Annotated in this window: 18 protein-coding genes; 4 read left to right on the top strand and 14 right to left on the bottom strand. The window is 66.8% G+C overall.

The features are described from left to right. Nucleotides 1–54 precede the first annotated feature (54 nt). The 6 genes from D1409_RS21955 to D1409_RS21980 all read right to left on the bottom strand — a co-directional run bounded on the left by D1409_RS21955 (nucleotide 55) and on the right by D1409_RS21980 (nucleotide 6978). Nucleotides 55–2289, bottom strand: coding sequence for a dipeptide ABC transporter ATP-binding protein (locus tag D1409_RS21955; protein WP_123539111.1), 2235 nt, complete (start codon nucleotides 2287–2289; stop codon nucleotides 55–57). Nucleotide 2290: 1 nt separating this feature from the next. Further along, the gene (locus D1409_RS21960) at nucleotides 2291–3421 is read right to left on the bottom strand and encodes an ABC transporter permease (protein WP_123539112.1); all 1131 of its coding nucleotides are present in this window, start codon (nucleotides 3419–3421) and stop codon (nucleotides 2291–2293) included. Beyond that, on the bottom strand, nucleotides 3418–3597 hold the full coding sequence (locus D1409_RS21965; RefSeq protein ID WP_123539113.1) for a hypothetical protein: 180 nt from the start codon (nucleotides 3595–3597) through the stop codon (nucleotides 3418–3420). Before D1409_RS21965 ends, D1409_RS21960 begins: the two co-directional genes overlap by 4 nt. Further along, a complete protein-coding gene (locus D1409_RS21970) occupies nucleotides 3584–4588 on the bottom strand; it encodes an ABC transporter permease (protein ID WP_206425153.1) in 1005 nt (334 codons plus the stop codon). Before D1409_RS21970 ends, D1409_RS21965 begins: the two co-directional genes overlap by 14 nt. A gap of 124 nt (nucleotides 4589–4712) precedes the next feature. Continuing rightward, a complete protein-coding gene (locus D1409_RS21975; RefSeq protein WP_123539114.1) occupies nucleotides 4713–4907 on the bottom strand; it encodes a hypothetical protein in 195 nt (64 codons plus the stop codon). Between the two features lie 133 nt (nucleotides 4908–5040). Beyond that, nucleotides 5041–6978, bottom strand: a complete 1938-nt coding sequence (locus D1409_RS21980; RefSeq protein ID WP_235853683.1) for an ABC transporter substrate-binding protein — start codon at nucleotides 6976–6978, stop codon at nucleotides 5041–5043. Between the two features lie 194 nt (nucleotides 6979–7172). On the opposite strand from D1409_RS21980, the gene D1409_RS21985 reads away from it, so the two are divergent. Next, nucleotides 7173–8606 (top strand): pectate lyase family protein, encoded by a 1434-nt coding sequence (locus tag D1409_RS21985; protein WP_123539115.1) that lies wholly within the window; start codon nucleotides 7173–7175, stop codon nucleotides 8604–8606. Between the two features lie 221 nt (nucleotides 8607–8827). Here D1409_RS21985 and D1409_RS21990 read toward each other — a convergent pair whose 3' ends face one another. From D1409_RS21990 to D1409_RS25625, 3 genes are all read right to left on the bottom strand, one after another. Further along, a complete protein-coding gene (locus D1409_RS21990) occupies nucleotides 8828–11449 on the bottom strand; it encodes a DUF7282 domain-containing protein (RefSeq protein ID WP_123539116.1) in 2622 nt (873 codons plus the stop codon). Nucleotides 11450–11581: 132 nt separating this feature from the next. Beyond that, a complete protein-coding gene (locus tag D1409_RS21995) occupies nucleotides 11582–12628 on the bottom strand; it encodes a Gfo/Idh/MocA family protein (protein WP_123539117.1) in 1047 nt (348 codons plus the stop codon). Nucleotides 12629–13064: 436 nt separating this feature from the next. Then, nucleotides 13065–13193: a hypothetical protein gene (locus tag D1409_RS25625; RefSeq protein ID WP_268895835.1), complete on the bottom strand. Its 129-nt coding sequence runs from the start codon at nucleotides 13191–13193 to the stop codon at nucleotides 13065–13067. Between the two features lie 262 nt (nucleotides 13194–13455). Between D1409_RS25625 and D1409_RS22000 the strand changes: the two genes are divergently transcribed. Both D1409_RS22000 and D1409_RS22005 read left to right on the top strand, forming a co-directional pair. After that, complete coding sequence (locus tag D1409_RS22000) at nucleotides 13456–15678, top strand: DUF1349 domain-containing protein (RefSeq protein ID WP_123539118.1); 2223 nt, start codon at nucleotides 13456–13458, stop codon at nucleotides 15676–15678. A 113-nt stretch (nucleotides 15679–15791) separates the two neighbouring features. Then, nucleotides 15792–18017 (top strand): DUF1349 domain-containing protein, encoded by a 2226-nt coding sequence (locus D1409_RS22005; RefSeq protein WP_123539119.1) that lies wholly within the window; start codon nucleotides 15792–15794, stop codon nucleotides 18015–18017. Nucleotides 18018–18160: 143 nt separating this feature from the next. Here the strand turns inward: D1409_RS22005 and D1409_RS22010 are convergent, their stop codons facing one another. The 5 genes from D1409_RS22010 to D1409_RS22030 all read right to left on the bottom strand — a co-directional run bounded on the left by D1409_RS22010 (nucleotide 18161) and on the right by D1409_RS22030 (nucleotide 24366). Beyond that, complete coding sequence (locus D1409_RS22010; protein ID WP_123539120.1) at nucleotides 18161–19708, bottom strand: glycoside hydrolase family 28 protein; 1548 nt, start codon at nucleotides 19706–19708, stop codon at nucleotides 18161–18163. Between the two features lie 578 nt (nucleotides 19709–20286). Then, nucleotides 20287–20577, bottom strand: coding sequence for a translation initiation factor eIF-1A (gene eif1A / locus D1409_RS22015; protein ID WP_123539121.1), 291 nt, complete (start codon nucleotides 20575–20577; stop codon nucleotides 20287–20289). A gap of 126 nt (nucleotides 20578–20703) precedes the next feature. Continuing rightward, nucleotides 20704–21909, bottom strand: a complete 1206-nt coding sequence (locus D1409_RS22020; protein ID WP_123539122.1) for an NAD(P)/FAD-dependent oxidoreductase — start codon at nucleotides 21907–21909, stop codon at nucleotides 20704–20706. 79 nt (nucleotides 21910–21988) lie between these two features. Then, complete coding sequence (locus D1409_RS22025) at nucleotides 21989–23035, bottom strand: phytoene/squalene synthase family protein (protein ID WP_123539123.1); 1047 nt, start codon at nucleotides 23033–23035, stop codon at nucleotides 21989–21991. Between the two features lie 110 nt (nucleotides 23036–23145). Next, a complete protein-coding gene (locus D1409_RS22030; RefSeq protein ID WP_123539124.1) occupies nucleotides 23146–24366 on the bottom strand; it encodes an FAD-dependent oxidoreductase in 1221 nt (406 codons plus the stop codon). Between the two features lie 92 nt (nucleotides 24367–24458). Between D1409_RS22030 and D1409_RS22035 the strand changes: the two genes are divergently transcribed. Further along, nucleotides 24459–24767 (top strand): hypothetical protein, encoded by a 309-nt coding sequence (locus tag D1409_RS22035; protein WP_123539125.1) that lies wholly within the window; start codon nucleotides 24459–24461, stop codon nucleotides 24765–24767. Nucleotides 24768–24834: the final 67 nt, after the last annotated feature.

The raw sequence follows: 24834 nt of genomic DNA on the forward strand, positions 1-24834 counted from the left end.
GAGCGAACGCAGCGACGGAGCGAGAAACGGAACGAACGGTCGAACGGCCGCCCGTCAGTCGTCGGACGGGGCGGTTCCGGTATCGGCCGCCGAGTCGAACGAGTCCTTGGACTCGTCGACGATGGACTCGCTGTGCCAGTACTCGTGGTCGTCGACCATCCGGAAGCAGGTCCCGCGATGGGACGGTGCGTCGGTGTCGGCGGAGTACGACTCGGGCGTCTGTTCGGTGCACACCTCGCGCGCCTCGGGACAGCGGGTGTGGTAGCGACAGCCCGACGGCGGGTTCGTCGGGTCCGGGACGTCGATCTCGCGGATCGGCGACTCCTCGGCGCGCTCCTCCGCGGGGTCTAGCTCCGGCGTCGCCCATCGCAGCGCCTGCGTGTAGGGGTGCTGCGGGTTGTTGATGACCTGTTCGGGCGGTCCGATCTCGACGAGTTCGCCGAGGTAGAGGACGCCGATGCGACCGCCGGTCCGCTCGGCGATGTACCGGGCGTTCGCGAGGTCGTGGGAGATGAACAGGTACGACGTGTCGAACATCTCCTGCAGTTCGATGAGGAGATCCATCATCTCCACGCGCAGGCTCACGTCGAGCGCGCTGACCGGTTCGTCGGCCAGGATGACCTCCGGGTTCATCAGCATCGCGCGGATGAGCGCGACGCGCTGCTGTTCCCCGCCGGAGAGCTGGTGCGGGTAGCGCTCGTAGTAGTCCTCCGGCGGCGTCATCCCGACGTGTTCGAGCATGCTCATGACGCGCTGGCGGCGGTCGTTGCCGTCGAGCTCGTCGTGCCAGCGCTTCAGCGGCGCTTCGAGGATCTTGCTGTTGCGCCGGTGGGGGTTGAGCGCGCTCCCCGGGTCCTGGTGGACGATCTGGAGCGAGCGCCGGATGTGGCCCCACGACACCGACCCGTCGCCGTCGCCGTCGCGGACCTTCCAGATGTCGTCGCCGCGGTACTCGACGCTGCCGCCAGTCGGCCGCTGGAGGCCGACGGCGGTCTTCCCGAGCGTCGTCTTGCCACAGCCCGATTCGCCGACCAGCACGACGACGTCGTTCTCGTAGATGTCGAGGTCGATGCCGTCGACGGCCTTGACCGCCGGCGGGTCACCGAAGAAGTCCATGAAGCCGGTGTCCTTCTCGAAGTGGACCTCGACGTCCTGCATGGACAGGACGGGCTCCTCGCCCTCGTGGTCGGGGGTCGGTTTCGTCGACCGACTCTCGACGCCTTCGTCGGCGAGGCCCGCCGTCTCGGACGCGTCCTCCATCGGGATCTCTTCCGCGGAGTGCTCCCAGTGGTGACAGTGGACGAACCGGCCCTCGCCGGCGTCGTACGGGCCGGGGTCGACGTCGATGCACTCCTCGTCGGCCAGCGGACAGCGCGGGTGGAACGAACAGCCCTCCGGGACGTTGACCGGGTCGGGCGCCGACCCCTCGACGGGGCGCATGTTCTCGATCGACGACTCGAGGTTCGGCGTCGACTTCAGCAACATCCGCGTGTAGGGGTGCGCCGCGTCCTCGAGGATCTCCTCGGTCGGGCCGAGTTCGACGAACTCGAAGGCGTACAGCACGCCGACGCGGTCCGCGATGTCCGCGACCAGCGGCAGGTCGTGCGTGATGAAGACGATCGTGAGGTCGTAGCGCTCCTTGAGGTTCTCCAGCAGCGAGATGATAGAGCGCTGCATGAGGAGGTCGAGCGCGGCCGTCGGCTCGTCCATCACGAGCACTTCCGGTTCGAGCACGAGCGACAGCGCGATGAGCGCCCGCTGTTTCATCCCGCCCGACAGTTCGTGCGGGTAGGAGTCGAGCACCCGTTCGGCGTCGAGGTACAGGTCCGAGAGGATCTGTTTCGCCCGCTGCATGCCCTCGCGGACGTCGTAGTCGTGGGCCTCCAGCGTCTCGACGAAGTGCGTCTCGATGTCCCTGACCGGGTTGAACGAGCTCATCGCGCCCTGGAACACCATCGACACCTCCTCCCAGCGGTACTGCTTGCGTTCCCGCTTGCTCATCTCGAGGACGTCGACCGACTCGCCGTCTCCGGGGTTGTAGGTGATGTCCCCTCTGAGGTAGCCGGGGTCGACGACTGCGTCGAGGAGGGCCGAGGCGAACATCGACTTGCCCGACCCCGACTCGCCGACGACGCCGAGCACTTCGTTGCGCTCGATGTCCATGTCGACGTTGTCGAGGACGCGCGATTCGCCCCGCTCCATGTCGAACGAGACCGTCGTGTCCCGCATCTGCAGGATCGGGTCGCTGTGCGCCACCGTCCGTTCGTAGTCCGTTTCAGATACTGTCATCTCAGACACCTCCGACCGTGGCTTCGGCGGTCATTTCGTCGTCCTCGCCGTCGGCTTCGCTGCCCTCGGACCGCTTCTCGTGACGGGCGCGGACTCGCGGGTTGAACACGCGGTCCAGCGACTGCCCGAGGAGGATCAGTCCGACGGAGAAGACGATGATCGCGATCATCGGCACCAGGAACCAGTGAAGCGCCCCCGGTCGGTAGTGGGCGCCCGAACCGTAGGCGAGGTTCAGGGTGATCCCCCAGTTCAGGTTCTCGAAGGGGAGGATCCCGAGGTAGTACAGCGCGACCGCCGAGAAGATGACCCGGCGGGCGGCGTTGGTCAGGTTGATGACCACGAACGGCATCAGGTGCGGGACGATCTCCTTGAAGATGATCGCCCGCGAGGAGATGCCCATCGCCCGCGAGGCCTCGACGAACGACTCCCCGCGCAGGGTGAGCATCTGCGAGCGGATCGCTCGCGCGAGTCCGCCCCACGCGGCGATGCTCAGCAGGAGGCCGACCACGTACGGGTTGTTCCCGATCGGGAGCAACAGCGCCAGCACCATCACGGTCGGCAGCCCGGGGAGGTTGATGAAGATGTCCGTGATCGAACTGAGGACGGTGTCGATCCATCCGCCCTTGTACCCGGCGATGGCGCCGACCATCGTCCCGACGCCGACGGTCGCCAGCGCGCCGGAGGTGACCATCTTCAGGATCTCCGTCGTCGAGAACACGACCTGTGACAGCAGGTCCCGACCCATGTCGTCCGTCCCGAGCGGGTAGTCCATGTTCTGGAAGGGCTTGGCGAGCGCACCGGCCTCGCCGACCTCCGTGGGCTCGATGATGTGCGGGCCAACGAGACCCATGAAGAGGTACGTGAACACGATCGTGAACCCGATCCGCGCTCGCCAGTCCGTCCAGATGATCAGGAACGGCGCCCGGATGTAGGTGTCGTAGAGCTTCCGGAACCGGTCGAGGCGTGTCTCCTCGACCTGCGAGACGACCTCGAACGGCGAGTCGACGCCGACGTTCCCGCCGTCGGTCCGGGCGACGCCGTCGGCGTCGCTCGTCGACCCGTCGCGGTCCGGGATCGCTTCCAGCGCGTCCGCGTGGTCCCGCTCGCCGGGTCCGTCGTTCGGGTCACTCATCGGTCGATCCCTCCGTTCGCCGTCTCGGTCGCTCCGTGGATGTCCATCGTATCACTCTGTTCGTGTCCGCTCCGTGACGGGACTGTCCCGTCGTCGTGGCCGCGAGCGGCCGTCGACCGCACCGACCGGCCGCGGGACGAGCGCGCGCCCGTCCGCTGGGTCTCAGTACGACTCACTTTCCTGCCCCCGTGCTCGCGGGTCGAGATAGCCGTACGTGAGGTCGGCGATCAGCAGCGCGATGACGACGGCGAGCGTGATGACCACGAACCCGCCCATCATCAGCGGGTAGTCCCGCTGGTACGTCGCCGACAGCATGTACCATCCGACGCCCCGGTACTGGAACACCTGTTCCAGGACGATCGACCCGCCGAACATCTCGCCGATCCCGATGAGCAGCGTCGTGTACATCGGGAGAATGGCGTTGCGGGCCACGTACTGCGTCGAGATGGTCACGTCGGAGAGCCCGCGGAGTCTGGCGACCCGCAGGTAGTCCTCACCGAGCACCCGGATGGCGTTGCCACGCATCCCCAGGGACGCCACCCCCGAGGCGACGATCATCGACAGTATCGGTAACGCCGCGTGGTGTATCACCCCCGATATGAACGGCCACGTCAGTCCGGGTTCGATGCCGGTCGGTCGCTTGCCGCCCGTCGGGAAGAACCCCCATCGATACGACATGAAGATGAGCAGCATGATCGCGAGTACGTAGAACGGGATCGATCCCATGAGGATCGCCCACGACGTCAGTCCCACGTCCAGTTTCCCACCTTCCCAGTACGCCATCAGGGCGCCGACGGAGATACCGATGAAGAAGCTGATGAACGTCGCCCAGCTCAGCACGAACAGCGTCCAGGGCAACGACTGCGCGATGATGTCGACGACGGACTCCTGGTAATACACCGACTGGCCGAGGTTCCCCTGGACCATGTTTACCATGTAGTCGACGTACGCCGCAGGTATCGGTTTCGTCGGGTCGATGCTCAGACGGAGTTCGACGAGTTGTCTCGCCCGCACCGGATCCATCCCGCGCCGCTCGAGCTGCTGGATCATCGCCCCCATCGGGTTGCCCGGCATCATCCGGACGATTACGAACGAGAGCGTGATAACGGCCCACGCGGTGAACGCTGTCTGCCCTAGCCTGCGCAGACGCCAGTCTATGTTTACCATGATCCTACTACTTGATGAGTAGCGATTCCGAGTAACTTGAATCTGTCTCTCCATTGCCCGTGCGCGCGAAGGCACCCTGCCCACTGCGGGCAGTTCCTGTCGCCCGTTCGTCACCCCTGGGGCCTCAGAACGGTTCCCAGCCCGTTCGGATGACGACGGCGCTGGCGACGAACGAGAGGAGCGTCGGGACGAGCGTCAACTGCGCGACGACGTACGGCGCGCTCCCCGGTTCGAGATAGTAGAAGCAGAACGCCAGCAACAGCAAGAAGAGGATGTCGATCCCGAGGATCACCTTCGCGGCGGATTTGAGTAGTCCCATACCGGGCGTCTGACGCCGCGCGGACATAAGCGTTCGCTCGGGCCGTCGATACGCGGTGTCTCGGGCGACACGGCGACCGCTCGCCGTCGTGGAGTCAGCCGAAGAAAAAACGTGAATCGGGGCCGTCGCGGCGTCAGTTACCGGTGTAGCTGATCCCGTCGCCGACCTTCGTGGCGATGAACAGCGCGTCGTCGATCCCCTCGGTGATGGCCGAGTCCGCGTTGAGCTCCCAGTTCGCCGTGTTGAACGCGCCCGCGTCGGGCTCGTACATGTTCTCGTGCTCCGGGACGTGCTGGTTCCACCACCACATCAGCTCCTTGTGGTACTGGCTGTCGCCGGTCGTCTGCCAGCTCTGGATGTGCTCGGCGACGTTGATGTCCTTCGTCCCGTTCTCCCCCTCGGGGTCGCCGATGGGCATCGGGATGGTCTGGTCGAGCGAGAACTGCGCGAGACTGGACAGCCAGTCGACGACGAGGCCCGGCGCCCACATCGCGGTGATCCCGTTGGCCGAGGAGCCGTCGGGGATCATCTCGTACTCGCCGTTCTGTCGGCGCTCGTCGAACGTCGCGGAGTCGACGGAGTTCTGCGTGACGCTGATCCCGAAGTTCTCGAGGTTCTGCTGGAGCACCTGGAAGTCGACGCGCTCCGTCGCGTTCAGGAACTCGAGCTCGAACTGCTCGCCGTCGGGGGTCAGCCAGTTACCGTTGCTGTCCTGCTCGAAGTCCGACCGGCGCAGGTACTCGGCCGCGCGCTCGGTGTCGTTCTGCCCGTACAGCTCGAAGTCCTGGACCCACTCGGTGGACTCGTGCTCGCCGAGCTCCATGATACGACCGGGGACGCGGCACGGCGCCCACTCGAAGCGTCGTTTGACGCCCTGGAGCAGCGGGTCGACCGACTGTCGGTCGAAGACGTGGCAGATCGCCTTGCGGACGTTCCGGTCGTTGACCGGCGTGTCGTAGTCGTTGTTCGCGCCGCAGTTGAACGTGAACAGGCTGTTGGCCGACCGCGCCTCGCGGTACAGCGAGTGCGTGTCGGGCAGCTGCGCCTTGAGGTCGTCCTGGACCGGGAAGCCGCCCGCGGTCGCGTCGACCTGGTCGTTCGAGTACGGCTGGACCGGCTGGTTCGTGTTCGGGAAGTTGCGCATCGCGAACTCCCGGAAGTTGATGTTCTCCGCGTTCGGGTGGTCCTCGTACAGCTCGCAGACGATGATGTTGTCACCGACGTTCTTGATCTGGAAGGGACCGTGACCGATCGCGTTGTCCCCGTTGATCTTCGGGTAGTTCGAGGTCGTGATCTCCTCGATGACCGCCGTCAGCTCGTCGCCCGACGAGTCGCGAAGGCGCCCGTGCCAGTCGCTCCACTGGTCGTCGTCGTGTTTGGTGAAGACCCCACGCGCGAGGTTGCCGTGGTAGTCCGCGATGGTGTTCTGCATCGCGAACTTCGGCGCGTACGGCGTGTGGAGGTTGACGCGGACGAGCTGGTCGTCGACCGCCTCGATGCTCTCCATCGCGACGTGCGCGTTCTCTCCGTCCTCGGCCTGGGCCTTCAGGATCTCCAGTTCGATCTGCTGTTCCATCACGTAGTCCTGGGCGACGAACTGGTCCCCGTTGTGCCACGTGTAGTCGTCGCGGAACGTGGCCTCGAGGGTCGTGTCGTCCGTCATCTCCCAGTCCTCGATCATCACGTTGATGATCTCGTCTGCCGAGGGGCTGTAGGCCGCCGGGCGGTCCATGATCGCCGCACCGGGCCACCAGCAGCCCGTCTGGGCCGGGTTCCACGGGTTCAGGTGCCGCTCGGGCGGCGCCGCGTCGGCGTGGTCGAACAGGCGGAATCGCTCGTCGCTGACGCCGGACATCCCGTCGCCACCGTCGCCGCCTCCGCCTCCGCCACCGCCATCGTTCCCGTCACCGTCGCCCCCGCCGCCGTTTCCATCGCCGTCGCCGTCTCCCGGGGTGGGCGTCCCGTCGTCCCCCGAGCAACCGGCGAGAAGGATGACGCTCCCTGCCGCACCAGCCCTGATGAACTCACGTCTCGTACTCGCTTCTGATCGCCAGTTGTCAAAGTCTGGCATACCCCGACTTTGCACATGACCATATATATAATTAACCATCTTTCAGGCCAAATCTCGCCCTGAGCGGTGCGATCGGTGCTCGAAGACGGCTCGATCACGGCGCAGTCCGAACGTGACGGGGCCACGGGGTCGACTGTCGCCCTCACGGCTGCCGGTCCGGCAAGTTTAACGGATCGTACACCCTCGAAGCGGACATGACGGAGGAGAGCGGAGCGAACAGTGGTAGTGATCGGACTCGCGACCGACCGTCGCGACGGCGCTTCCTGACGCTCGCCGGACTCGGCGGAGCGGCGCTGACCGCCGGCTGTAACGCCATCGGCGGCGACGGATCTGACGGTCCGACCGACGAGCTGACACCGTCCCGATCGGAGACTCCGACGCCCGAACCGACGCCGACAGCGACGCCGGAACCGACGCGGACGGACACGGAAACGGCCGTCGCGCCCGGCTTCGACGCGTCGGTCCTCGCCGACTCGCCGAGTTCGCACGTCGCGCCGACGGACGGCTTCGCCGACGCGTCGTGGCTGTCGGGCGCGATGCCGGAGGTCGTGAAAGTCACGACCCTCGACGCGTCCGGGGAGGGGTCGCTCCGATGGGCCCTCGACCGGCCGGGCGCCCGGGTCGTCGTCTTCGAGGTCGGGGGCGTGATCGACCTCGGTGGCGACTCCCTGACCGTCTCGCGGCCGAACGTCTTCGTCGCGGGCCAGACCGCGCCGTCGCCCGGGATCACGCTCGTCCGCGGCGGTCTCCACGTCAACGCCGACAACGTGATACTTCAGCACCTCCGGGCGCGCCCGGGAGACGAACTCTCGGGCCCCGTCGATGCGATCGGGAACGACGACGGGTCGAACGTGATAATTGACCACTGTACCGCGAGCTGGGGGACCGACGAGGGGATGTCGACGAACTCGCCGGGCGCGCCCGACGTCACGCTCAGCAATAACCTCGTCGCCGAGTGCCTCGTCGACTCCATCCACCCGAAAGGCGACCACTCCATGGGCTCGCTCGTGATGAACAACAGCGACAACGTCACGCTCGCCGGCAACCTCTGGGCGCACAACGTCGGCCGCCACCCGCGCCTGAAAGGCGGGACGAGTTCGGTCGTCGCGAACAACGTCGTGTACGACTTCGACCGCGGGACGAATCTCGGCGGCGGCGTCTCCGACGAGACGACGGCATCGATCGTCGGGAACTACTACCGGGGCGGGATGCTGACGGCCGACACCGAGCCCGTGGTCGGGACGACCTACACGGACGCGGAGGGGACAGTCACCGCGTTCGTCGCCTACAACGCGACCGACCCGTCCACGATGCCGGTCGTGGCCGACGGGACGCGCATCGAGATAGCGAGTCAGCGACCGCTTTGGCCGGAGGGATTTACGGCGGTCGGAGCCGACGAGGCGTACGAGACGGTCCTCTCCTCTGCCGGAGCCCGTCCCGCCGACCGAACGCCGCACGACGAGCGGATCGTCGAGGACGTGCGCGACCGGTCGGGCGGCCCGATCGACAGCCAGGACGACGTCGGCGGCTACCCCGAACTCGAACCGACGACGCGTGAGCTATCCGTTCCCGAGGACGGACTCGGCGCGTGGCTCCGGGAGTTCACCGTCGCCGTCGAAGGGAACTAACCCCCTCGCGCGAACCGGCAGGACCAGCCCGGCGTTCCATTCTGTGAAACCCACGCGGTCAGCAGCGGCCGGTGTTCCACGGATATCCGGTTCTGGGCCACTCTCACGGACGTTTTCGACGATCTGACGACCGCGGTATCGCGCACGAGCCGACGAGGCGACACCTCGGCGTGCGATGTCGTTCGAAAAAATCGACTGCGTCGACCGAGTGGGACCGCCGGTCAGTCGCGGCGGCGTGCGACCAGCGCGGCCGCGAGCAGCGCCACGACTGCCGCAGCGATGCCGAAGCCGGGGCCGTCGCCGGAGGCGGTCGTCTCGACGTCGGGTTCGGGCTCGGTCGTCTCCGTGCCGTCACCGTCGTCGGGCGTCTCGGTCGGTTCGTCGGTCGGTTCGTCAGTCGGCTCTGCCGTGGCCGTCGGAGTCGGCGTCGCCTCGAGCGTGTACGCCGCGCTCGCGGCGACGGTCGACCCGTCGTCGTTCGTCAGCGGGTCGTCCGAGGCCGGGAAGTCGAACTCCTGGTTGTTGTTGGAGTCGACGTGGGCGGTCACGTAGAGGGTCGTGTCCCCGGAGACCGCCTCGTCGAGCGCGATCGAGAGGTCGGAGTGCTCGCCGGACTCGAGGTAGTCGCTCACGCCGATCGTGGGACCGGTCGCGCTCCCGGTGTGGACGGAGACGAACCCGCCGTCGCTCAGTTCGAGACTGTCGACGGTCACGCTCTCGCCGTCACCGGACTGATCGCTCATCTCGATCGACCCGCTGGGCGGGGCGCGGATGGTACCGTTGATCGTCTCGACGGTCACGACGTCGCGGTCGGGGACGTCGGCGACGATCCGGGCGGAGGCGGTGATCTCGGTGCCGACGGGCAGTTCGCTCGTGTCGAACGTCGCGGAGAGCGACCCCCACGGGTTCGTCATCCCGCCGTCACAGCAGATCTGCGGGCCGAGACCGCGGAGGCCCATCTCGCCCGTGTTCTCGTCCATGATGACCTCGCCGTCGTCGTTCCGGGCGACGAGGCGGATGCCCATGGCCGTGCCGCGGGCCTGCGTGGAGTTGAACGTGATCTCGGTCTCCTCGGACTGCGGGAGTTCGAGTTCGTCGGCGTTCGCGAGGACCGTCTCACCCTCGACGAAGCGGAACTGCGTCGACTCCTCGCGAGTGCCTTGCTCGGTCTCGATCGTCAGGGTCGCCTCGAAGCGGTCGCCCACTTCGGGTTCGACCGCTTCGCCGTCCTGGTACAGCACCATGTCGTTGGGGAGCATCGAGAAGAAGATGCCCGTCATCTCGGAGCTGTTGTAGATGCGCTGGTCGGACTCCTCGTCGTCCGGGGCGATGAACACGCCCGAAGCGTTGCGCGAGAGGTTCAGCACTTTGGGCTCACCGTCGGCGTTGACCTGCTCGACCTCGAGCGAGAGGGGCGAACTCTGGAACTTCGCGACCTGACTGCGACCGGGCGACCGGTCGATGGCCTCGAAGATCTCGTCGCTGGTCTCGAAGTGGACCCACATCTCGTCGAACATGCCGTGGCCGTCGACGTTCTTGGCGATCGACGGGTCGCCCGACGCGTGGCCGTCACCGACCTGTTCGCCGACCCCGAACGCCGTCTCGTGGTCGGGGTTGTGGTAGGCGATCGTCATCACCTTCGAGTCACGGATCGTCGCGTTCTCGATGGTGTACTCGGGGTCGATCACGTCACGCACTTCGCCGGACCCCTCGGCGACCTGGATCCGGTGTTCCTCGTCGAGGTAGTCGTCGTCGTCGCGGGCCGGTTCACCGTCGACCGTGGCGTTCTCCGGACCGGGCGCGTACGCGGTGACCGTGAACTCCTGGTTCTCCTTGCCGGAGAGGTCGAAGTTCCCTTCGACGGTCCCCCACGGCGCGGACGCCTTGGAGTCGCTGTCCATCAGCGTCTGGTCGCCCTCGACCTCGACGGTCGTGGACTGGGTCTCGCCGTCCTCCGTCTCGAGGACGAGTTCCACGTCGGTGCCACCGGCGAACGTCGACTCGCCGCCGACGGGCGTCCCGAATGTGTTGGCCGGGGAGAGGGAGTCGTTGAAGCGGACCTGACCGTCGACCATCTCGAAGGTCGTCGTGTCGGTCTCGCCGTCGACTGTGAACGTCGCTTCGAACTCGTCGCCCGGCTCGAAGCTGGCTTCCTCGCCGTTCTGGGAGAGAGTCGCCCTGTTGGGGTCGACCCAGACGAAGATGCCCGAGTCGGGTTCGCTACCGACCGTGAAGTCGTCGTCGATCTCCTCGGTGTCGGCGAAGACCATCACGGGCGGGATGTCGCGTTCGGTCCCCTGCGAGACCGGCGGGTTCTCGAACCCGTCCTGGTTGTCCTCGACGTTCAGAACCTTGTCGCCGTTGGTCTGGGTGATCTCGACGTCCCAGTTCTCGTTCTCGACGAAGTTCTGGGTGACGAGGCCCTTGTCCGGGCCCTCGGTGGGCGGGTTCAGGGCTTCGAGCCCGTCGGTCTCGACGTGGAGTGCGAGCATGTCCCACTGGCCGTTGGGGTTCCGAGCGGTCGAGTTGTCAACGCGCAACTGGGCGTCGCCTTCCGCGTTGGTGAACATCTCGATCCCCTCGGACTCGTTCCCGTCGTACTCGTTCGGCGGGACCGGGTACGGGCCGTTCGCGTCACCGTCGTCCCGGAACCACGATATCGTCAGGGGCTTGGCACTCCCGTTCTCGAGCGCCGCGACCGACTCGGCGCTGTCGACGGCCGACTGGTCTCCGGCGTCTGTGTTCGTCTGTGCTCCCGCGACCGCGACGGTCCCTGCACCGACCGACAGGACCATCACCATCGCGAAAAATACGGCTCCTATCGTATTGAGTCGCGTTGTCATGTCTGAACCACCTGAATATGCGTCCCAAAAATTGATACACCGGCATATATATGTTTGTGATCTTTACGCACGGATCCGACGGGATCGATGGCGACTCGTCGGCCGAGGGACCGTTCGGCACGCAAGCGGCGACTACTCGAAGACGCCGTCGAGGAACGGGAACTCGTCGACGATGGAGAGCCGTTCGTTCCGGCGGCCCGACTCGTAGGCCGCCATCGTCACGACCACGGCCTTGAGGCCGTCCAGCGCGGTCGCGGGCGGTTCGTCGCCGGTCTCGACCGCGTCGAGGAACGCGTTCCCCTTGCTCAGTCGGCGGTCGTAGCCGGAGTAGGGGTCGTGCTCGGTCCCGTCGGCGTCGATGGTCATCCCGGTGCGGTCGTCCCACTCACGACCTTCCAGATAGACGGCGCCCTCCTCGTCCCAGATGTGGACGTGCTCGCGCGTCCTGGCCACGATCCCCGTGTCCGAGACGTTCGCCATCGCGCCCTCCTCGAACTCGATGATGGTAGAGGACTGCCTGTCGAATATCTGGTCGTCGTCGTGGAAGTCGACGTAGGCGTTGACGTGCGTCGGCGTCAGTCCCGTCGTCCACAGGATGGCGTCGACGACGTGCGTCCCGACGTTGAGGAGGTGTCCGCCACCGGAGAGTTCGGGGTCCATCCGCCAGTCCTCCATCGTCTCGTAGTAGGACTGCCAGTCGTGCGTGATCTCGCCGGTGATGAAGCGCGGTTCGCGGTCGCCGAGCGCCCACCGCTCGCGTGCGAGGTCGTACGCCGGGTTGAAGTGGCGCTGGTAGCCGACCATGAACGTGCTGTCGCTCGCTTCGGCCCGCTCGTAGAGGGCGTGCGCGTCCTCGACGCTCGTCGCGAGCGGTTTCTCGCAGAGGACGTGCAGGTCGCGGTCGAGGGCCGCGGTCGCCTGTCGGTAGTGCAACCCGTTCGGCGTCGCGATGCCGACCGCGTCCAGCGGCTCGTCGTCCAGCATCCGCTCGTAGTCGAGATACTGCGCGGACGCGGGGACGGACAGCTCCTCCCCCGCCGCGGCGAGGCTCTCCTCGCTCACGTCGGCGAGCGCGACCAGTTCGCTCCCGGCCAGCTCCTCGAACTGCCGAGCGAGCCGGACCCCGAGACTCCCGACGCCGACGACGCCGACGGTAACCGCATCTGAACCTGTGACCATAGTGGCCGTGAGTAGACGCAAACCGACATTAACTGTTTCCCTCGAGGTACCGGCCCACCGTCGGGTCACAGCCCCGTGCGACCGCCTGAAACCGCCGATATCGGACGGCGACGATCGTTCGCCAGGGGAGAACGTAGAATCGTAGAAATAGCGTCCCTCCGAGACCTTAGTCCGTGAATTTCTGGAGTTGGAATCCCGAACCGAGGGTTTCGCCTCTCGGGAACGGCATCTGAGACGGGAGCCGACAGTCCTTGCATTTCAAAGCCGAAGTCGATCGGCGTCACCCAGCGCCACACTGTTGGCGAGATTCCGTCAGGGACGGAATAATTACAGTGGTAGTACTGTAATACTGCACGTTCGGGCCGGGTGGGACGTGGTGCGACCGCCGGAGAATCCGTCGCTCCTCGACGACGGGCGCCGAAGTTTGCCTCCGGGGTCACGACGGAGAGAGGCCGATCTCGGCGGCGAACCCGGCCGAACACGTTTCGACCTCGGGAACGGTCGCTGAGAGCGGTTCCGTCACGACCGCGTCGAGAACTGGGTCGAGAGCGGCGGAATCGGCCATCTCTCGATCGGAAGCGGGGAACGGGGACGACGGAGCCGCTCGTAGCTGTTCTCTTCTCGGGAACGGATTCCGGGTCGGGCGCGAAGCGCCGCCTTCGGAGGCTCTGCGCGCAGTTCTGTCGCGTCTAGCGCGACCAGCCCAGCGCCGGAGGGCCCCGGTCTCAACGGACGGCCCGTGTTCGAAACGGCGGCCAGCGGGGTGACGGCGGTCGAACGACCAAAACCGTTAATACGACCCATCCAAACTTCATATAACAGACGACATGAGCCCCGATAGACGAACCTTTATTCGGACGCTGGGAGCCGGCACTGTCGCCGGCCTCGCCGGCTGTTCGGCGTTCTCCGACGGCGAGGAGTCGACCCCGACGGAGGAGCCCGAACCGACCGATACCGACGGCGAGAGTACAGCGACACCGGACGAGACGGAGACGGAGACGGACGTATCGACCGACGCCGACGGATCGGCCGGCGGCGACGGGCCGACGATCATCACGCTGAAAGCGGCCGGTGCGGACATCTGGAACTCGACCGACCTCGGACACATCTACTACGCGGAGGTCAGCGGCGACTTCGACGCCCGCGTACACGTCACGTCGCTCGAGAACACCAATCCCCACGCGAAGGCGGGACTGATGGCGCGCGCGTCGCTCGAACCGGACTCCCGGAACGTGATGGTACGCAAGCGCGCTGGATTCGGGATCTCCCCGCAGTGGCGTCCACAGGACGGTGCGTCGACGACGAGTACGACCTCCGAGCAGGGCGCCCCGCTCAGCAGAGTCGAGGGCGGCGTCATGGAGGACGCGACCTGGCAGCGCCTCCAGCGTGTCGGTGACACGATCCGGGCCTACGGGTCCGAGAACGGTGAGGACTGGACGCTGATGGTCGAGCTCACCGCCGACCAGATCGAGTTCCCGGACACGGTCGTCCTCGGGCTGGCAGCGACGAGTCACGACAACGCTAACGCCACGACGGCCAAGTTCCGCGACCTCTCCGGCGTCGAACCGACGGACAACCAGGACCTCGGGAGCCCGATCATCTCCGGGAGTGTCTCGGTCGCGCAGGCCGCGGTGGTCTCCGACCTCGGCGCGGAGTCCTCCCCGGAGGCGGCCACGCTACAGGGGACGCTCGAGAGCATGGGCGGTGCAGACAGCGTCGACGTGCGCTACGAGTACCGCGAGGCGACGACCGACGAGTGGACCGCGACGGACGCGACGAGCGTCTCCGAACCCGGGTCTGTCGAAATCGACGTCTCCGGGCTCACGCCGCGTCGGTACTACGAGTTCCGCGCCATCGCGGACACCGGCGACGACGAGTTCGGTACCGTCGCCCAGCTGTTCTCGACGCCCAGCGGCTCGGACGGGAGCTCCGAGAGCGGGCCCGAGAGCGCCTCGCAGTTCGACCCCTCGGACGGGTTCGCCGACCTGGCGCCGTGGCTCGACGACGACACGCCGCTCGCCGTCGTCGACGAACCGACCCGCGAGTCGCTCGCGGCCGCGACGAGTATCCCCGGACCGCGCGTCGTCGTCTTCGAGACCAGCGGGACGATCGACCTCGGCGCGGAGGACCTCAACGTCCGCAACGACAGGTGCTGGATCGCGGGCCAGACCGCGCCGTCCCCGGGGGTCACCCTGACCCGGGGCGGACTCTGGTTCTACGGGAACGAGTGCGTCGTCCAGCACGTCCGCGTCCGGCCCGGAGTCGCCGGCCAGGAACAGGGCTGGCAGCCCGACGCCATCGAGGTGGCCGACGACACGACCGGCAACGTCGTCGACCACTGCACGGCCACGTGGGGCGTCGACGAGAATCTCAACGTCGGCTACGACACGAGCGACTCCACGATGACCAACTGTCTCGTCGCCGAACCGCTGAACGACGCGACGCACGCGAAGGGCGAACACGGTTACAACTCCATCATCGGCGACCGGGCGAAGAACGTCACCCTCGCCGGCAACGTCTGGGGGCTCGGGACCGACCGCAACCCGCGTCTCAAGCAGGGCACGGAGACTGTCGTGGTCAACAACTTCGTCCACCACTACCACGACGGCATGTGGGCCGACCCCGAGACGAACCACAGCATCGTCGGCAACGTCTTCGAGGACCCGCAGACCGACCAGCCCAACGTCTTCGGCGAGGGCAGCGTCTACGCCGAGGACAACGTCCAGCGCGACGACGCCAGCGTCCCGATGATCGGCGACGGCATCACGCAACTGGACTCCGAGCCGCTGTGGCCGGAGGCGCTCGAGGCCGTCTCCTCGTCGGAGGTCCGCGCGCACAACCTCGAGAACGCCGGCGCACGCCCGGCCGACCGCACCGAGACCGACGAGCGGATCATCAGGCACATCCGCAACGGCGAGGGCGGCGTCATCGACCACCAGGACGAGGTCGGCGGCTACCCCGACCTCGACGAGAACACCCAGTCGCTCGACGTGCCGACGACGGGACTGCGCGCCTGGCTCCGCGAGCAGGCTCGCGCCGTCGAACCGTAACGGCCCGCTGTCGCCGTTCTCCGCAGTTTGCGAACTCTTCTCCCGCCGTCGCCAGTCCGAAACCACCCAAAACACTAAGCCGGTGGCATTTCACCGCTCAGTCGGCATCGATCATGGAGCAAGACAGACGCGCGTTTCTCAGAGCCATCGGTATCGGAACGGCCGGCGGACTCGCCGGGTGTTCCGCGCTATCGGGCGGAGAGACGGCGACACCGGAGGAGAGCGAGAGCGACGAATCGACTGACCCAGGGACGGAGACGCCGACCGACGCTCCGGCGGCGACGGACACACAGGCCCCGACCGAGGCGGCGCCGGAGGCGTCGGGGGGTCAGACGCTCGTGACCGTCTCGGGCGGCGGCGAGGACATCTGGAACTCGAACGACTTCGGGCACTTCTACTACGAGTCGCTGACGGGCGATTTCGACGTCCGCACCGAAGTCGTCTCGATCCAGAACACGGACACGTACGCGAAGGGCGGGCTGATGGTACGGGCGAGCCTCGACAGCGGCTCGCGCAACGTGTTCATGCGCAAGCGGCCGGGAGACCTGCCCGTCTCGCCCCAGTGGCGCCCCAAAGACGGTTCGAGCTCCGCGAGCGTCACGTCGGACGCGGGCAAGGAACTCGCGCGCAACGGCGGGGTCTTCGAGGGGAACTGGCAGCGCATCGAGCGCGTCGGGGACACGATACGGACCTACGGCTCCGCCGACGGCGAGAACTGGACGCTCCTGCTCGAACTCGGGGCGAACACCATCGAACTCCCCGACGAGGTGCTGGTCGGGCTCGCCGTCACGAGCCACGACCGGGCGTCCGTCTGCGAGGGGCGGTTCCGGAACCTCGACGGGTTCTCGCCCGACCGGAACAACGACATCGGCGGTCCGATCATGAGCGGGGACGTATCCGTCGTCGAGGACGTCCCGGTCGTCGAGACCGGGGAGGTGTCCGACGCGTCCGCGACCGGCGCGACGCTCAGGGGAGACGTGACGAGTCTCGGCGCTGCGGACTCGGCGGATCTGACCTTCGAGTACCGCGAGATCCCCGACCAGGAGTGGTCGGAGGCGGCCACGACGACCGTCTCCGAGTCGGGGGAAGCGACGGTCGATGCGTCCGGCCTCACGCCCCGGCGCTACTACGAGTACCGGGTCACGATCGACAACGGCGAGGTGACCTCGACGAGTCCGCCGGGCCTGTTCTCGACGCCCGGCCCGGGGAGCGGCGACGCGGGCGGCGGCCCGCGCTCCGCCGCGGCGATCGACCCGTCCGACGGCTTCGCGGAGATGGCGTCCTGGCTCGACGACGACACGCCGGTCATCGTGATCGACGAGCCGTCGGTGCCGAAACTCAAGACGGCGTTCAACGTCAACGGACCGCGAGTCGTCGCCTTCGAGACCAGCGGGACGTTCGACCTCGACCAGTCGCATCTCGCGATCCCCTACGACGAGTGCTGGGTCGCCGGCCAGACCGCGCCGTCGCCCGGGATAACCCTGATCCGCGGCGGGATCCAGATCAACGGCGACGACTGCGTCGTCCAGCACGTCCGCGCCCGGCCGGGCGACGTCGGACTCGAAGAGACGTGGCAGAACGACCCGATCCGGACCGCCGACGGCTCCGAGAACAACGTCGTCGACCACTGTACCGCGACCTGGTCGACCGACGAGAACCTCTCGGTCGGTTACGACACGGACGGGACGACGGTGACCAACTGCCTCGTCGCCGAACCGCTCCACGACTCCATCCACCCGAAGGGACCCCACGGCTACAACTCCCTCATCGGGAACAACGCGAAGAACGTCACGCTTGCCGGCAACGTCTGGGCGTTCGTGACGGACCGCAACCCGCGTCTCAAGCAGGGCACCGAGACGGCCGTCGTCAACAACCTGATCCACCACCACAGCGACGGCATGTGGGCGGACCCGGACACCCGACACAGCATCGTCGGCAACGTCTTCGAGGACCCCCAGAGCGGCAAACCCAACGTCTTCGGTCAGGGCGAAGTCGCGGCCGAGGACAACGTCCAGAACGACGACGCCGACGTCCCGATGATCGGTGACGACGTCGCGCAACTGGATTCGCGCCCGCTGTTCCCGAGCGAACTGACACCGATCGCCTCGGGCGAGACGAAGGCGCACAACCTGGAGAACGCCGGCGCGCGTCCGGCCGACCGGACCGACCACGACCGCCGGATCGTCTCGAACATCCGCAACGGCGAGGGCGGCGTCATCGACAGCCAGGAGGAGGTCGGCGGCTACCCCGACCTCGCGGAGAACACCGACGAGATATCGGTTCCCGACTCCGGCCTCCGGGTCTGGCTCCGCGAAGAGGCTCACGCCGTCGAACCGTAACTCCGGCACTCCGTTTTCACCTTCCGTTCGTGAGCGGCTGTTCGAACCGGCTCGGACAGGTCGGGTAGAAAGCGGGACGGCGAGTCGGCGGGTCGGCGAGTCGGCGAGTCGGCGGCGCCTCAGTCGGCGTTTCAGTCGATGCTTCAGTGGGCGTCGACGGAGAAATTCTCGCTGTCCGGCGCGACGACGTGCTCGTTCAGGTCCCCGTGGTTGCCTGCGAACGAGACCCGTCCCGGGTCCTCGCCGCGGACGCGGAGGAACGCGCCCGAACCCTGCCAGTCACAGCCGCTGACGAGCGTTTCGTCGACGTCCCGGACGTCGAGCACCGGCGCCTCCTGATCGGCGTCCACGTGGAGTCCGTCGACGGAGACGCGACCGGTCTCCTCGAAGGCCAGCGCGGGTGCCTCGTCAGTCCGGATCCGCACGTCGGAGAAGGAGATGTCGTCGATGGACTTGCAGAACAGCCCGTGGCGCTGTTCGATCCCGTCGGCCATGGCCGGCGAGAGGTCCGTCGCGTCGAGCGACCGGGTGGCGTCGATCTCGACGTTCGAGAGGGTGATGTTCTCGAAGCGCTGTTCCGGGAGTCCGGCGAAGAACCCGGCCGTCTCGACCTCGCGGGCGGTGATGTTCGAGTAGTGGACGTTGCGGACCAGCGGCGTCCCGTCGTCGACCGGGATCGGCTCGCTGTCGATGTCCATGAAGTAGTAGCCGTTGATGGTGAACGGACAGGCGACCCGACGCATGACGAGCGAGTCGAAGCGCAGGTCCTCGACGCACCCCCCGCGGCCTCGCTGGGTCTTGATGCGGATCCCTCGGTCGGTGTCGGTGAACGTGCAGTTGCTGACGGTCACGTCGCGGACGTCGCCGGACATCTCGCTGCCGACGACGACGCCGCCGTGTCCGGCCTCGACGGTGCAGTTCGTCACCGTGATCTGCGAGGCGGGCCGGCCGACGCGTCGCCCCTCCTCGTCCTTGCCGGACTTGATGCAGATGGCGTCGTCGCCGGCGTTGATGTAGGTGTCGCTGATGCGGACGTACCGCGAGGAGTCGATGTCCATCCCGTCGCCGTTGGGGGCGTCGTGGGGGTTCTCGATGTTCACGTCGTGGAACGTGACGTTGTCGGAGAAGACCACGTGCGTGTTCCAGAACGGCGAGTTGCGGAGCGTGATCCCGGAGACGGAGACGTTCTCGGACTCGTAAATCTGGAACAGCGGCGGCCGGAGCGTGAAACTGCTCACGTCGTCGGACTTGTCGTTCTGTTCGTCGAAGTAGTCGAGCCGTTCGACGAGTCCGTCGGGGAGGTCGGCGTCGTCGACGCCGTAGAACTGCCACCAGTACTCGCCCTGGCCGTCGACGGTGCCGCGGCCGGTGATCTCGACGTTCTCGGCGTCCTCGACCAGCAGACAGGGGTGGAAGCCGGTCTTCGACCAGCCCTCCCAGCGGCTCTCCTTGGCGGGGAACGCCTCGTGGTCGCGGACGAACGACAGCGTCGCGCCGGCCTGGAGTTCGAGCGTCGTGTCGTTCCCGACCGTGAGCGGCCCCGTCAGGTACTCGCCCGGTGTGACGACGACCGTTCCACCCGTCCCGGCGCACTCGTCGAGCGCGGACTGGAGCGCCTCCGTATCGCGTTGCTCGCCGGTTCCAGTCGCACCGAAGTCTCTCACGTCGCGGCTCCCGTCGCTATCGGACATGGCTCGACTATCACCGACGCAGTCGATAAGTCTTCCCACTCCACGCCGCCTCGACGGCCGCCCGTACCCCGCCCGACATCTCGCTTACTCGCCCGACCCACTCGCCAGATTATAAATAAGATAAATTATGATTGGTTCGAACGGTACGATACTATACACCATCTGGAAACGGATTCGTCTGTTCGAGTGTGATTCGACGGACGAAAGGAACGGATTCGATTCAGGTCACAAATATGCAGATACTAGCCTTTGAAGCTGTAATTAGGGACATTTAGAAATGAGGGGTGCCGCAGGTAGAACCGGATAGCCAGTGGGACCAGTTCGAAGCGACTCTAGTTGCAGTGTCGCCCGATATTCCCCGATTTGCGCCCTTTACGACCATATTCCGCACGGAAGGTTCGTCGACATGCCGAGGAACGCGGACGAGATCGCGTTAGATCGCTGAGCAAATAGCATCGGAATACGATGTATTATTGAAATCCGATACAAATTCGATCGTCTCGATCTCGGCGGACGGTCGCGTCGCTACGGGGTAGCTCGTCGCGGCTTCGCGCTCGCCGGCGGGCGTCGGAAGAGAGTTAGTCGATGTGACCTTCGTCGCGCAGCTGCTCGGCGTCCTGCTCGTCGTAGCGCCACTCGATGTTGGCCTTCTCGTCCTGCCAGTCCCACGGTTCGACGAGGACGACGTCGCCCTCGCTGATCCAGGTGCGGTACTTCATTCGACCGGGGATACGGCCCATGCGGTCGACGCCGTCCTCGCACTGGACTCGGACGTGGTTTCCGCCGTTGTGCTGTGTCACTACCGCGAACAGTTCGTCGTTCGAGGGCATCCGAAGGTTCCGACGCCCGCTGTTGTCGCTCTCGCTCACAGGATAGGTACGTGCTCGCCACGTTTAAATTACCTGAGAATCGCGGTACCACGTGACACGACCATCGAAAGCCGCTGCGATCGACTCGCCAGCCCCGCAGACGCCGATCCGGAGGGCAAGGTGAGGTCAGACGTGTCGGGCGATTGCCGGGAGTTTCGACAGGTCGCTCGGGTCGAAGGGGTACAGGTCGAGGTAGTCGCCGACGGTCAGTTCGTACGCCTGCAGCCGCCCGACCTGTGCGTCGCTCAGTCGCCCCGCGCTGGTGACGAACCGGCGCTGTTGCTCGGGCGTGAAGTCGTAGAGCAACTCACAGACGATCCGCTGGATCCGCCACTGAAGCCCCTTCTCGTCGTTCCAGGCGTCCTCGTACACCGAGAGGCGCTCCCGAGAGGTGTCGCCGCGGTCGAGCGCCGCCAGGGCGACGTTCGCGGCCATCTCCGCGGACTCCATCCCGGGACGGATCCCCTCGCCGAACAGCGGGTTGATGCTCGACACGGCGTCGCCGACGGCGACCAGTCCGTCGGTCGCCCGCTGGTTGATGGAGTTGTTCGAGACGGCGTCGCCCGCGTGGACCGCCCGGCGGTCCTCGGCCTCCCAGCGCGGATCCCTCGTCAGCCACTCCGCGACGTACTCGTCGATAGTGCCGTCGTCGGGGGCGCGGTGAGTGTCGTAGAAGTCCTCGATCCAGCAGATACCGACCTTGAACACGTCGTCGCCGGCGGGGAACGTCCACGCGTACCCGCCGGGTGCGACCTCGTGGTCGAATCGGAACAGCATCGAGTCGAGGTCGTAGCGGCCCCTGACCTCGTACTCCTTGCCGATGCCCCGCTGTGCGCTAGCGGGGTCGAACATGTCCAGTTGCTTGGCGAGGACGGCCCGCGGCCCGGTCGCGTCGACGACCAGGTCGGCGTCGAATCGCCGCTTCTCCCCGTCGTCCCAGTACTCGACGCCGACGACCCGCCCCCGTTCGACGACGGGTTCGGCGACCCGCGCGCCGGTTCGGATCTCGGCGCCGTGCGACTCGGCGTCTTCCCCGAGGAACTCCAGGAACGCGGGGAAGTCGAGCACGTAGCCGGGGATCGGGAGCCGGGAACTCGCGCCGGGCGCCTCGAACACGACGTCCTCGTTCTCGGCCATCACCACGCTGTCGGGGATGCCGTAGCGCTCGATCACCTGGTCGAAGGTCCCGCCTGTCGACTTGTCGTTGTCCGAGAGGCGGTCGTTCGCTTCCAGGACGGTGACGGAATACTCGGAGCGTGACGCGATCTCGCGGGCGAACTGGAGGCCGGCCGGCCCGCCACCAGCGACGACGACGTCAGCGTCTGCCGACATGGCCGGCGCTATGGATCAGTGCGACTAATCCGTTCCGGTATCGCCGCACGGAGTCGAGGACGACCGGGAAACTACCACGTCAGTACTCGTCGAGCGGGCGCTGACGGATCTTCGTCCGGAGTTCGGCCAGCGACGGGTCGTCCTCGCGGGCGAAGGTCGCGAAGATGGTGGTGACCTCCGAGCGCGACACCTTGACGTTGCCCTCCTTGATCACGTCCTCGGGGCGCTCTTCGAGTTCGCGGATCGTCCCGACGGCGAGGAGGAAGGGGATCGCCCACGCCGAGAGCGTGTTACCGCGGATCTCTGGCATGGCTTCGAGCCAGGTCTGGGCGCCGTCGAGGTACCCCTCCGCGCGGTCGACGACACGGCGGATGACGGGGACGAACGCTTCGCTGTTGTCCTCGTCGGGGATGTCCGCGGTGTCGAGTTCCTCGGCATCGAGCAACTCCTGGGGAATGTAGACGTTGTTCTCCTCCTCGAAGTCGGTGGCCACGTCCTTCGAGACGTTGACTAGCTGGAGGAGCATCGCGAACGAGCGAGCGTTGTTCTGGAGGGTTTCGCGGACGGAGTCGTCGACGTTGCGCGAAAGGAGGCCGGTGACGAGCGTCCCGACGGTGCCGGCGGCGTACCAGCAGTACTCCTCGAGTTCACCGAACGTCTCGAGGCGCAGGCCACCCTGCTCGGCGTAGCGCTCGACGAACATCGCCATCCCGCCGACGAGTTCGCGCACGGGCGGCCGGATCGCCGCCTGCGAGTCCTCGTCGAGCCCCTCGAAGGTGCGGAACACCCGCTCGCACTCGGCGACGACCTGCCAGTCGTCGTTCGGGTCTTCGGGGATCCACTCGTCGATCGCCGCCCGGAACTCGGCGCTGGTCTCGTCGTCGTCCGGGTCGAGCACGCGGTCGTACTGCTCCAGGAGCGCCCGCTGCTCGGCGGGCGGGATATGCCCCGCGTCCTCTATCGTGTCGGCAACCCGACAGAGGAGGTATCCGACACAGATGTCGCGCGACATGGGCTCGTCTAACTCCGCAACCGTCAGGGCGAACGTGCGTGAGACGTCTTCGACGGCCTCGTAACAGTAGTCGAGGTCGTCCTGAAACACCTGTTCGGTCTGGTTTCGTGACATTCCCGATACAGTCCCTTAACCCTTCCACAAGTAAAAAGTTCGCCTACCGACCGCGCAGTCGGTCCCGCCGACACGTCCCTCGATTCCGAGCGGTTCCTGTCTCCGAACCGTCACCGGCCCACCACGTCGCTGTCGGAGGGGCCGGGACCGCCCAGCGACGACACGAACTCGTCGAGCAGAGCGGGGTCAGACGCGCCGGGGAGTTCCGTCTCGGCCGTTCGGCAGGGCTCGTCGACGCCGAGTCTCTCACAGACGGCGTCCGCGGTCGCCTCGGCCATCAGCCGGTAGGTCGTCAGTTTCCCGCCGACGACCGAGAGGAAGTTGTCGACTCCCTCGTCGGCGTGGTCGAGCAGGAAGAAGCCCCGCGAGATGCCGCGACCGCCGCGGTCGGCCTCGTCCGGTTCGTACAGCGGGCGGACGCCCCACCACTCCCGGACCGCCGCCGCATCACTGACGGCAGGATACATCGTCGCGCACTCCTCGCGAACGCGTTCGCGCTCCCAGTCCGCGCGCTCGAACTCGTCGGGGTCGTCGACGGGTTTACTGGTCGTCCCCAGCACGGCCTCGTGCTCGTGGGGTACGACGATGTCGCCGTCGCCCGGTTCTCGGCTCCGGTTCACGACCGTCTCCAGGTCGGCGTGGTCGACCGACACCATCAGCCCGCGGGTCGGGCGCATCTCGACGGTCGCGCCGGCCATCGCCGCGAGTTCGCCGGCCCACGCGCCCGTCGCGTTGACGACGACCTCCGGGCTGACCGTGTCGTCGACCTCGCCGCCGACGGCGACGCCGACGACCTCGCCGTCCTCGACGCGCATCCCCTCGACCGGGGCGTGGGAGAACGCGTCCGCGCCCCGTTCGGTGGCTCCCCTGACGTTCGCGGCGACGAGACGCGACGGCGAGACGACGGCGTCCGGGACGCGCATCGCCCGTTCGACGTCGTCGGAGAGTCCCGGCACCGCCTCCCGCGCGTCGTCGCCGTCGACGACTTCGACCGGGATCCCGATCTCCTCACAGGCGCGTCGCTTGGCGTCGAAGTACGCGGGGTCGTCCTCGGCAAGCTGGACGAACAGACCGCCGGTCTCGTCGACACAGGCGTCCGCGATCTCTCTGAGCGTCCGGTTCTCTTCGAGGCACTCCGTGGCGCCGGCAGCGTCGGCCTCCGCGTAGCGTGCGCCGCTATGGAGGAGGCCGTGCGACCGGCTGGTCGTCCCGTGAGCGAGCCCCTCCCGGTCGACGAGCGTCACGTCACAGCCGCGGAGCGCGAGGTCGCGGGCGGTGCCGGCGCCGGTCGCGCCGCCGCCGACGACGAGGACGTCGGTTTCGACTGGCATACGGATCGCTCGGGAGCGGAGACGTATGTGTGTGATGGCGTGCCGGAACACGCATGAGAAACCCTTATTTTCGAACCGGCAAACTGCCGAACATGGAACGACTACAGACACGTCTCCGTCGGCACTGGCGCGAGACGCGACCCTGGATACTGATCGGTGCCGGCGTCTATACGTTCTACTTCGGTGCGGCCCTGCTGGTGGTCGTCGCGTACTACGGCGTCGACGTCGCGGCCAGCGTCGCCGGGTCGGCCGCTGGGGTGCTGTTCGTCCTGTCTGCGGGGGCGGTGGCCGTGGTCACCGGGCGGTGGCTGATCGACTGGTATCAGCCGAACTTCGAACCCGGCCACCCCCGCGACGAGTACCTCTCCTCGACCCAGCTGTGGTTCGACGAAGAACAGTGAGGATGTAATTCCCCGCTCCCGGTCCCGCGTCGGCCAGAACAATGATTAGCGCGGCCGACGGAGGGTC

Origin of the sequence: Halosimplex salinum, assembly GCF_003730195.1 — an archaeon.
Classification (GTDB): domain Archaea; phylum Halobacteriota; class Halobacteria; order Halobacteriales; family Haloarculaceae; genus Halosimplex; species Halosimplex salinum.